An 11,659-nucleotide genomic window follows, 5' to 3' on the forward strand; every position below is an offset into this window, starting at 1 on the left:
ACAAACAACCAATCACCAATAACAAACAACCAATCACCAATAACAAACAACCAATAACTAATAACAAACAACCAATCACCAATAACTCCCTACATCGGAATACTAATCACAAACTCTGTCCCACCTTGTAGCGAAGACAAACATTCCAAAGTTCCCCCATGTCTTTCAGTTACTATCTGATAGCAAATAGACAGTCCCAATCCCGTACCTTTGCCTTCTGCTTTGGTTGTAAAAAATGGCGTAAACAATTTTTCTGTCACTGATTCCGGCATTCCCAGTCCATTGTCAGCAATCTGAATGACAATCGTGTCGATGATGTCCGGTTCTTGCTGGCAAACACCTACCGTAGAAATCATAATTATATTCGGATTTTGTTCAACTTCGGCGTAGGTTTTGCCCGCGTTGGACTCTTCCAGAGCATCGATCGCATTAGCAATCAAATTCATAAATACTTGATTGAGTTGTCCCGGATGGCATTGTAATTGTGGTAAGTTACTGTAATGTTTAATAAGTTTAATTGCTGGTCTGTTGTTTTTCGCCTTGAGTCGGTGAGACAAAATCATTAAAGTAGTTTCTAGGCCTTCATGGATGTCAACGGCTCTTTTTTGCAGGCTGTCGGTGCGGGAATAGTTGCGCAGAGATTGCATAATATCGCGGATACGATCGATTCCCATTTTCATTGACGCGGTAGTTTTTGGCAAGTCGGCTAATAGGTATTCTAGCTCGATAGATGAAATTTCCTGTTGAATTTCCGAACCTGGTTCGGGAAAAGTTTTTTGATAAAGATTGACCAAATTAATTAAATCATTAATGTATTCTTGAACGTGGTGCAAGTTCCCAGAAATAAAGCCAATAGGATTGTTAACTTCGTGAGCAACTCCAGCCACCAGTTGTCCGAGTTGGGATATTTTTTCAGTTTGAACTAATTGTGCTTGAGTTTGTTGCAGTTCGATCAGTATGGCTTCTAAATTTTTAGCTTTATCTCTGAGTTGAGCTTCTGATGTTTGTAAAGCTTGTTCCGCTGCTTTGCGCTGGCTGATATCGCGACCAATTGACAAAGCATGGGGTTTCCCTCTGTATTCAAAAAATTTTGATCTGATCTCAATGTCAAATTGTGTACCGTCTTTTCGCAATACCACAGTTTCACAATAAAATTCTTGGCGCAAGCTGACGGTTTTGATAAACTCATCGAATAAATGTAGGTACTTTGGGTGCAGGAGCTCTAAAGGATTTAAGCTCAAGAATTCCTCCATAGAATAACCGTACATTTCGCACGCTACCGGGTTTACTGCCACAATTTTCCCGGTTTCCAAATCCATTAAGGTAAGTCCGTCAACTACAGTCTCAAAAATAGTGCGGTACTCCTCTTCTTTTTGGGCGAGTTCGATTTGAGATTGTTGCAGGTTTTCTAGGGATTCTGCTAACTGGCGGGATTTATCTTGTTCGCTGGCGTAGGAGCGCGCATTTGCGATCGCAATTGCTGCTTGTGCTACCAGGATTTCTAAAAGTGTCAAACCTTCGTTAGTGAAAGCTCCTGCTACTAAGTTGTTTTCTAAATAAACTATACCCATCGACTTTCCTTGATATACCATGGGGGCGCACAAAACTGACTTGGGTTGGTGATTTTGAATGTAGGTGTCGAATTGGTAAAGTGTTTCTTGAGTTGCATCGACTAAAACCAAAGGTTCCTGAGTTCTCGCCACGTAATTGACTATAGAAAGAGGCACTTGGTAGTTCTTTTTGACTGGCTGCAATTCTTCAAATATTGCATAATCCTGCGGATCGCTATCCGAAACTTCGACGAACAAGTACCCGTCTCTTTCTAAAAGAATACATCCGTTTTGGGCGCCTGCATTTTCTAAAATAATATGCAGCAGTTTTTTTAACAATTTTTCCAAAACGATTTCGCTAGAAATTGCCTGAGATGCTTTGATTACTGTTTTTAAATCAAAAATGTTGGCATCGGCGGCTGTACTTGCAGTTGTAGTTATGGCGATCCGATCGTCGCTGATTGTGTTAAAGCAATCCGGATGAGATTGTTCTAATTGATGAACTTTGGCAGTTGCACCCCATTCCATGTAGCAAAAGCGGGCGTCATTCAGATAAATTTTAGCGAGATTGCAACGATTTTCTGCTATGTAAAATCGAGAGGCTAGTTCATTGGCTAGGGCAGCATTTTGGACGAATCCATTTTTGAGGGCGGAGGCGATCGCCCAATCGTAATGTTGTGCTGCTGTATAGCTGTCTCCTGACAGCCTGGCGATTTCTGCCTGAATTAATGAATATTTGTGCAGGTAGTTTGCAGGACAGTGTTCTGCCAAATCTCGAAACTTCTCCATAGTAATATTGAGTTGTTTTCGGTAGAGTTTGGACTCGGCATCATCGGCTATTGTACAAGCAGCAGCTAGGGCGATCGCGTGATGGAAGTGAAAAACTGGGTTGACAAAATGCCCGGCACCTCCTTTGACAAATTCCGCACCTGTCAGAGCATATTCTAATGCCAAATCTACCTCGCCAAACCAATTAGCCTGGGTGAGCTTGTAAAGATAAATTACAAACGCGGTGGTGAGATCGGCAGAGGATGTTGCAAATTCTAAAAGCTGGTGTTCGTCGATGAAGGTTTCGGGGTTTCCAGCGGTTTCTGGTGGGGTGGTGAGTTTGGCGATCGCATTTTTGTTGAGCAAGTGATAAGCTAGCATATTGCGATCGATTTTTGACAGCACGGGAATAAATTTATCAGAAATTTCTGTAGCTTTGGTCAAAGACTCGTTCCCAAAAAAGCAAACCCAGAGATAATTAATCGAAGCATATCCCGACCATTGATAAGCACCTGTTTCTAAACCGCTATTGAAAGCTTTTAGCATAAAAGGCTTGCATTCGTCGATATATTTCATGTAATGTAAAGTTAAAGCACCCCACATATGAAAAATACAAGCGCCTAACTCTTTATTGTCGCAGGCTTCGTAGAGGTTGAGCGAGAGTTCTCCGGCGGCGCAACCGGCCTCGATTTCGCGATATTTATTGACCAACGTAAACGCATATAAAGTGTAACCAAAGGCGGAAAGTTGGGAATTGCCGTATTGAATGCTTGTTTGCACAAACTTCATGGCGCAGAGATATTGAGCGTTGGGACTGGTAAAATAGGCGATCGGGAAAAGTTCTTTCAAAATCCGGTGAGCTGCGAGCGGCTGCGGCTCGGTAAGTTCTGGTAAATCTGCTAATCTATTGAGCGATCGACCAATCATCCTCTTAGTCTGGGCTAGCTCCCGGGCTAAAAAGTCATCATCCGGGTAAGGTTCAATCTCAACCCCCAACATTTTTAACGTATCAATCCCTAGCTGATAAGCCGCCAATAAATCATTCTTCATCCGCAGACAAGTTATTTTTAATTCAGCGATCGCACACTGTTCTAACAAAGTCTGAGTTTGGGGCAGAATCCGATCGAAGATTGCTAAAGCTGCATGATTATTGCCGTTTAAATATTCAGCTTCACCCAGTTCTAAATTTAGCGTCAAACTCAAGGCATAATTATCTTGCCAACTTGACACTGGCAAACAGTCGCACCCGCTTTGAAAAAAAGTAAGTGCCTCTGCAAAAGCTGAAGCAGATTTAGCAGTTTTACCTGCTTGTAAATTTAAATCGGCTAATTCATAAAGCTCTTGAGGATTAGCAATTAAATTCCGCCCAAAGTTCAAATGATTTACAATATCAAAAATATGTTCTTGACGTTGGGATTGATTAATTTCTTGCAACAACAATCGTCCCAACTTCCAGTGCGCAGATTGTTTTTCAGAGTCGGAAATCATGACATAAGCAGCTTGTTGCACTCTATCGTGCAAGAACTTGTAGCGCACTTGGCTTGCTATTTTACCTAATTTTTCTAATTCTTGCTGCTCAAATACTTGCGGTATTCGATAGGCGCCGTCTACAGGTAAAATCAATCCTACTTCTAGGGCTTCCCACAAATCTTGTGCTGTTTTCGTCAAAGATTGTGCGCTTGATATTGACAAGATTTCTAAACTAAATTGGTTGTTGATACACGCGGCTAACTGTAAAATTTTCTGAGTTCCACCTGATAAGTGCTTAATTTTTTTCACCATTAAATCAACTACATTTTCCGAAATATCCTGCTGCTTAATTTGTTTGATGTCCCACTTCCAATCAGCCGTATTTACATTGAAAGTTAGCAGTTTTTCTTGATATAGGGATTTAAATAATTGCTTTAAAAAAAATGGATTTCCGTGAGTTTTTTCCATCAGCAATTTTCCCAGCAATGCCGATTTTCTAGGAGAGCAATTCAAAGTTTCAGAAACTAATCGATTGACATCTAAAATTCCTAAGGGTTCTAGGTCAATATTTGCGATCGGGATTTGTGCGCTACGAATTGTCTCAATTAACAGCATGAAGGGATGTGTTGGACTTACTTCGCGATCTCGAAAAGCAAAAATAACCAGCAAATAAGGGGTTTTTTCGGTGCAATTGTGTTGGTATAAGTTGACTGTTGCAGCATCTATCCACTGACAGTCATCGACAAACATTACTAGAGGATGTTCGGCTGTAGCAATAACTTGGATAAACTTGTTCATGACTCGGTTGAAGCGCTTTTGAGACTCAACAGCACCGAGTTCTGGTACGGGAGGTTGCTCGCCCACAATCAATTGCAATTCCGGGATGGCATCGATCGCAATTCGAGCATTTTTATGCAAAGCGTCTAGTAGTTTTTGTCGCCATACTGCTAGCTGAGTTGGGCTTTCTATTAAAATTTGCTGCACAAAATTGCGCATTGCTTGAATGAAATAAGCGTAGGGAACATTCCGCTTAAATTGATCGAATTTACCTGAGATGAAATAGCCGCGTTTTTTCGTTATATCGCGGACAATTTCATGCACTAATGCAGATTTTCCAATACCCGAGTAGCCGCCGATCAAGACAATTTCACTGCTGCCTTTGCTAGTGCGATCGAAGGCTTCTAATAGTTGGGCTATTTGGGTTTCTCGTCCGTAGAGTTTCTGAGGAATTGACAACTGACTCAGGGCATCTACTTGTCCGGGAATAAAGTTAGAAATTGTACCTAATTTATCGATTTGATTTTGGCATAGTTCTAAATCTGCTAACAGTCCTCTGGCAGTTTGATATCTATCTTCGGCATTTTTTGCCATGAGTTTTTCTACAATCTGGGTCAAAACAGAGGGAATTTGTGCGTTTAATTTTTGTAGGGGAGGAGGTTGCTTGGCGATGTGACAGTGTACCATTTCTAATGGGTCGTTGGTGGTAAATGGTAATTGTCCTGTAAGTAATTCGTAAAACGTGACACCGAGAGAGTAGAAATCGCTGCGGTAGTCTAAATGGCGGTTCATCCGCCCGGTTTGTTCGGGCGACATATACGCCAGAGTTCCTTCTAGGCGATCGGGATTTTTTAACTCGGTTTGTTCTTTTTTTAACCGCGAAGCGATACTAAAATCAGCAATTTTTACTTGCTGTGTTTCCGGGTTGATGATAATGTTGTGCGGTTTAATGTCTTTGTGAATTATTTGATTTTGATGCAGGAATACTAAAGCTTTTGCCAAGGCTAATGCCGTGTCAAGGAAATTGGCTATAGAGAATAGATGATTTGTGCGATCGTCAATTTTTGAGCTGGGAAATTGCGCTTGGTTTTTGGGAATATCGATCCATTGTTTTAGCGAAATGCCTCCGATATCTTCCAACACTAAGACTAAGTGATTTTGATGAGATTCGAGTCGGTGGACTTTGATGATGTACTGACTGTCGAGATGTTGGGTGATTTGATGTTCGTGTTTAAAACGGGCAACCTGTTCTAGGGTTGGACAGTCGGTGTTTAAAATTTTGAGAATGACTATTTTTTGTTCTGCTGTGGATATTCCCCGATAAATAACTGTGCTAGTTCCTTGGTGAATGAGTTCTTGTAATGTGTAGCCAAAAAGCCCTGAAGCTGGCAGCATAGCTTATTTTTCTCCCTTGATTATAAATCTATTCAAAATTTGAGAATCCCACCTATGCAAACAAGATGAATGGCGGGGTTGGGACTGTAGCAAACAAGCAGGTTGAAGCGATGTATCGATACAGCCCACAAATTTAAAATTACTTACGTATTGACTGGTATTTTTGTTTAAATCGGTCACTCAACCTAGAAATTCCCACCCTAGATTTTTTTTGTTGTAGGGGAAGTGTTACATGGTTTAACTGAAATACTACCATCATCTGCGGATTTTTTTAAAATATTTTAGGAAAGTTTTATAATATCAAGTGAGCGAATAGATAAGGCTCTGGTTGTGGGGAGCGGCCCAAAGCAATTGCAGAATTTGACGGTTGCTTGAGACCAAGAATAATCAGAAAAATACCTTGTTGTTACAGGAGTCTTCACCCCTGGCTTTTTTTGCATAATAATATAATTGCCGGTGTATATTGTGGATATTACTTAGCTGTAAACTCTCATTTTATGGTGGATGCTGCGGAGATTACTTAGCTAACAAGTCTGGTTGTCGGCGGCTGTTGGCGCTGGCTTAACAATAGTTGCGAAAAAAAACGTTTTTAAAAATAAAATAGTTGTTAAAACCCTGCAATTAAGTTAAAAAAACTTGGTCTGAGATTGTTTCAGGGCGTAAGTCTCGATCGATGCAGGATACCACAGAAAAATTTTCACAGCAAAACCCGTCGCCACCATACCCCGCCCCGCCCCGCCCAAGCAACGGAGACTTGCTTTCTGAGACTCGTGTCAGAAAGCGAAAATTTTAGATTCAACGACCGACTTTTCGGCTGGCGCCTGTTCGTGCTCCCCGATTAATCTGCCGATTAAATCTCAAATCTTCAATCGACTCGCGCGGAGATATCCGTCTTGCAGGTGATGCGGGCCGGCGGTGTTGGGTCTGAGGATGGAAAGTATCGAAGCAAATTCAAGATGCGTTTGCCTCTTAAACCAAGTTTTCCGGCAAAATTTAGGCTTTTGATACCGCTGTACTACTGGGATATTTCTAGCAGAAGTCTCGCGTGGAGAACTCCTGAGACGCTAAAAGTCGATCGAATCTGTTGAGAAACCCGCGGGCGCCAGTTTGGATTCGTGAAAAGTTGAGAATGCCAATATTTGGCCCGGAAAGACTTTTTTGCCATCAGAATACTCAAACCTAGAAGTGCAGAAAATTTATATGTCATTTACCACCAAGATGAAATCTACCCAAGCTATCGCCAACAAGCCACAACTGCAATTAGGTTCTCAAGGTCAAGCGGTATTGGAACTCGAACAACTGCTCACCAAGTTGCGCGTTTACCGGCAACCCGCAAAAGGAATTTTTAACTCATCAGTTGAATTTGCGGTAAAACTGTTTCAGTTTCGGGTTTTCTTGTCGCCGGACGGCATTGTCGGGCCGCTGACTTGGCAGGCGCTTTATACTGAAAGTCCTGTGAATATGCCGGATCTAAAATTCGGCAGTTCTGGGGAAGCAGTCACTACTGTTCAGGCAGTGCTGAGGGTTTCCAAGCACTACGACGGCGAGATTGACGGCGTGTTTTCTACTTTAACGGATCGGGCTGTTCGGGCATTTCAAAAAAGCTTTGGGATTGAGGCCGACGGGATTGTCGATCGAGAAACTTGGACTGCTTTGAGTCAAATTCCGCGCGGCTATGACCCGAATTGGTTTTTGACTTAGGCTGGGCGCGGTAAATTGTGCGATGTGTGTGGGGGGAATTGGGCGAATGTGCAATGCTTCGGGTACGCGACAAGCACCCGAAGCATTGCGGTTTGTTGGAGATGTTTTTGTTGGGATTAGTGAAGAGAGAATTCTGTTTTCTAAGTTTGGTATAAATTACCTATAGCGGTTCGATCGCGTGGTGAGGTATGCCCACAGAGGGCACGGAGGCCGCGGAGGCCGACAGCACATCATCTTTCTGAGAAACGATCTATTATCAATTATTAATTACTAATTATCAATTATCAAAAAAGATCGATCGGCAAAAAACTGTTAACTTTCCTTACAATTTCGAGAACAGGGTACAGTGGCGATGATACGATGCCGTAAAAATCCTTTGGATATATCTATGGCAGAAGAACTGACTGGACAACCCCCCATCTTCGGCGGCAGCACCGGCGGCTTGCTGACCAAGGCGCTAGTTGAAGAGAAGTATGCTATCACTTGGACTAGCCCCAAGGAACAAGTGTTTGAAATGCCTACAGGTGGCGCTGCGATTATGCGTCAAGGCGACAACTTGCTGTATCTGCCTCGGAAAGAGCAGTGTATCGCTTTGGGCGGCCAGCAACTGCGGGCGAAATTCAAAATCTCGAACTACAAAATTTACCGCGTTTTTCCTGACGGTTCTACTGAGTACCTGCATCCCAAGGATGGCGTGTTCCCTGAGAAGGTGAACGAAGGTCGTCCCTACAACGGTAAGATTGACCGCAATATTGGCAGCAATCCGAATCCGATTAAGGTGAAGTTCACCGGTAAGAAGACCTACGATCCTTAGGTCATGACTGCATTGCTGAGCAAAACATAAGTAATATTGCTTATTTGGGACTCAGTTAAGACCGATCCCCCCTAGCACCCCTTCTTAAGGGGGGGGACAGGAGCATTCTCTTTCGTCTCCTTCTTAAAAAAGGATAGGACAAGAGCATTCTCTTTCCTCCCCCTTCTGAAGGGGGACTGAGGGGGATCGAAACTCGGATAAAAGCGAGAGAGAATACAAAGGTTTTTAGGGTTAATTGGGCAGCAATGGGCAGGGCTCAGCTATACTGCCAACTTCCAATCTAATACCATTTATCTAAAATTGTGCAACACTCGAAGACCCCCTAGCCCCGCCTTATAAAGGGGGGAAGAATACTGTTATTTCGTTTTAAATTGGTAGAATTAAGAATTAATCGTTAAAATTAAAAATGAATGTCGCAATCAGGCGATCGCAGATTTCTGATATCGATGTTTGCGCTCGCATTAATTATGAAGCTTTTAAAGGTATTTCCGATCGCCACTGCTTCCCTCACACAGATTTTATAACGGTAGAGTTGGCGGCCCCAATCACTCGGTTTTGGATCGAAAATCCGTCGTTTTTTGGCGTTGTAGCCGAGAGTGACGGTGCGGTTGTCGGCTGCGGTTTTATCGATGAACGCAACCCGATTCGCGGTATTGCGCCTGTGAGTGTCGATCGCACTTTTCAAGGCCGCGGCGCCGGGCGAGAAATTATGAAAGCCTTACTGGAACGGGGACAGGATGCTGTAGGCATTCGTTTGGTGCAAGAATCTTTCAACATGGCCTCGCTGTCGCTGTACGCTTCTCTGGGTTTTGAGGTGAAGGAACCTTTCGTGTTAATGGAGGGGAAGTTCCACAGTCCGCCGCAGTATGGGTTTGAGGTGCGGCCGATGGCTAGGGAGGATGTGGGCGAATGCGCGGCTTTGTGCCAAAAACTCTGTGGGTGCGATCGAACTTCCGACATTGAAGACGCCCTAAATAATTATTGTCCGTTAGTTGCGTGCCAGCAAGGTCGGATTGTGGCTTATACTTGTGCGATATCTACTTTGGGTCACAGCGTCGCCGAAACCGAGGCAGATATGCAGGTCTTGCTCTTGGGGGCTGCTGCGTACAGTGGCCAAGAAGTGATGGCTTTTCACTTACCGCTGAGGTATGCAAGTTTGTTTCGCTGGTGTTTGCAACAAGGGCTGCGCGCCGTCAAGCCGATGGCGGTGATGGCTGTTGGCGAGTACCAATCGCCCGAGGGATGTTGGTTTCCGTCTTTTGTTTATTGATTGTAATTAAATCCACTTAATTAAACATAAAATATGAATCCCTAAAAAGCTTGCTGTCTAGTCTTCTTCCTTCGGACTGAAATTCGTTACATCCGTTACATCCATTACATCCGTTACATAATCCGTTGCCGAACTTCCTTCTTCCTTCTACTTTATGATATTTCCCGATTTCTCACATTTTTCAGAACTGGCGAAACAAGGCAATTTTGTACCCGTGTATCAAGAATGGGTGGCTGATTTGGATACGCCTGTTTCTGCTTGGTATCGGGTTTGCGCCGGTCAACCCTACAGTTTTCTGCTGGAATCGGTAGAAGGTGGAGAGAAAATTGGGCGTTATAGTTTTTTAGGGTGCGATCCGCTGTGGATTTTGGAGGCTAGGGGCGATCGCACAACTCAAGTTTACCGCGACGGTTCCCAAAAGGTGTTTGCGGGCGATCCATTTGCGGTTTTAACTAAATGTTTGCAGTCTTATCAACCAGTGAAATTGCCGCAGTTACCGCCGGGAATTGGCGGGTTGTTCGGTTTTTGGGGTTACGAGTTAATTAAGTGGATTGAACCGCGAGTTCCAGTGCATCCGGCGGGCGAGAATGATTTGCCGGATGGGTTGTGGATGCAGGTTGATAATTTGCTGATTTTTGACCAGGTGAAGCGGAAAATTTGGGCGATCGCCTATGCGGATTTGCGCGAGACTGGCGTTGATTTGGCCGAGGCCTATGGGGCAGCGTGCGATCGGGTTTCTCAGTTAGTTGATAAACTGAAATCGCCGCTTTCACAACAATCTACTCTGATAGAATGGACTCCGCCGAGTTACGGGCAAGATGCCAGTTCCACAACTGAAAATACAGAATTAGCTTACAGCAGCAATACCACCCGCGACAAGTATTGTGAAAATGTATTGAAAGCCAAGGATTATATCAAAGCCGGAGATATTTTTCAGGTAGTGATTTCGCAGCGACTGGAGGCTGAATATAGCGGCGATCCTTTTGCACTTTACCGCTCTTTGCGCCTGATCAATCCTTCTCCATACATGGCTTATTTTAATTTTGGAGATTGGCAGATTATCGGTTCTAGTCCCGAGATTATGGTGAAAGCCGAAAATACGGCTGACGGCAAAAAGATGGCAACTTTGCGGCCGATTGCGGGTACGCGCCGCCGGGGCAAAACTCCTCAAGAAGATGATGCTTTGGCTGCGGAATTGCTGCAAGATCCGAAGGAAATTGCGGAACACGTGATGTTAGTTGATTTGGGCAGGAACGATTTAGGCAGAGTGTGCCGGAATGGTACTGTCAAAGTTGATGAATTGATGGGAATTGAGCGTTATTCTCATGTGATGCACATTGTGAGCAATGTAATCGGAGAATTGGCTGAAGATAAGACGGCTTGGGATTTGTTGAAAGCTGGTTTTCCTGCTGGTACGGTTAGCGGCGCTCCAAAAATTCGGGCGATGGAAATTGTGCACGATTTGGAAGGTTGCCGTCGCGGCCCGTATTCTGGGGTTTACGGGTATTATGATTTTGAGGGACAGTTGAATAGTGCGATTACAATTCGCACTATGGTTGTTCAATCGCAGGGTGGTGACAAACATTCGGTTTCTGTGCAAGCCGGTGCTGGTTTGGTGGCCGATTCTAACCCGGATATGGAGTATGAAGAAACTCTCAATAAAGCCCGGGGTATGTTGCAGGCTATTCGCTGTTTGAAGTAGCGAGTTATGACGATTCGGCTCGATCCCCCCTTAGCTTGCCCCCTACTCCCCCTAAAAAAGGGGGGGACTGGAAGTTATCAAAGTCCCCCTTCTTAAGGGGGGGACTGGAGTCTTCTCAAAATCGCCCTTCTTAAGGGGGGGGGACTGGAATATCTCAAAGTCCCCCTTCTTAAGGGGGATTTAGGGGGATCGGGCCTCGGCGATAAACGAGA

The 11,659-nt window shown here is 44.0% G+C and carries 5 protein-coding genes; 4 read left to right on the forward strand and 1 reads right to left on the reverse strand.

All coding sequences use genetic code 11. The features are described from left to right. Nucleotides 1-89: 89 nt before the first annotated feature. A complete protein-coding gene (locus tag QT974_RS21980) occupies nucleotides 90-5,960 on the reverse strand; it encodes a protein kinase domain-containing protein (protein ID WP_333470545.1) in 5,871 nt (1,956 codons plus the stop codon). A 1,200-nt stretch (nucleotides 5,961-7,160) separates the two neighbouring features. Here QT974_RS21980 and QT974_RS21985 point away from each other — a divergent pair. From QT974_RS21985 to trpE, 4 genes are all read left to right on the forward strand, one after another. Next, nucleotides 7,161-7,661, forward strand: a complete 501-nt coding sequence (locus QT974_RS21985) for a peptidoglycan-binding domain-containing protein (protein WP_333470546.1) — start codon at nucleotides 7,161-7,163, stop codon at nucleotides 7,659-7,661. 388 nt (nucleotides 7,662-8,049) lie between these two features. Further along, entirely contained in the window at nucleotides 8,050-8,475 is a 426-nt protein-coding gene (locus tag QT974_RS21990) for a photosystem I reaction center subunit II PsaD (RefSeq protein ID WP_333470547.1), read from the forward strand. 406 nt (nucleotides 8,476-8,881) lie between these two features. Continuing rightward, nucleotides 8,882-9,745: a GNAT family N-acetyltransferase gene (locus QT974_RS21995; RefSeq protein WP_333470548.1), complete on the forward strand. Its 864-nt coding sequence runs from the start codon at nucleotides 8,882-8,884 to the stop codon at nucleotides 9,743-9,745. 154 nt (nucleotides 9,746-9,899) lie between these two features. Beyond that, nucleotides 9,900-11,447: an anthranilate synthase component I gene (trpE, locus tag QT974_RS22000; RefSeq protein WP_333470549.1), complete on the forward strand. Its 1,548-nt coding sequence runs from the start codon at nucleotides 9,900-9,902 to the stop codon at nucleotides 11,445-11,447. The last annotated feature ends 212 nt before the right edge of the window (nucleotides 11,448-11,659 follow it).

The sequence above is a fragment of the Microcoleus sp. BM001215392 genome (assembly GCF_036700185.1).
Lineage (GTDB): Bacteria > Cyanobacteriota > Cyanobacteriia > Cyanobacteriales > Microcoleaceae > Microcoleus.

Excerpts from the sequence above, each read along its gene's own strand:
- trpE (WP_333470549.1), top strand. The coding sequence starts at position 9,900 with ATGATATTTCCCGATTTCTCACATTTTTCAGAACTGGCGAAACAAGGC.
- QT974_RS21990 (WP_333470547.1), top strand. The coding sequence starts at position 8,050 with ATGGCAGAAGAACTGACTGGACAACCCCCCATCTTCGGCGGCAGCACC.
- QT974_RS21980 (WP_333470545.1), bottom strand. The coding sequence starts at position 5,960 with ATGCTGCCAGCTTCAGGGCTTTTTGGCTACACATTACAAGAACTCATT.
- QT974_RS21995 (WP_333470548.1), top strand. The coding sequence starts at position 8,882 with ATGAATGTCGCAATCAGGCGATCGCAGATTTCTGATATCGATGTTTGC.
- QT974_RS21985 (WP_333470546.1), top strand. The coding sequence starts at position 7,161 with ATGTCATTTACCACCAAGATGAAATCTACCCAAGCTATCGCCAACAAG.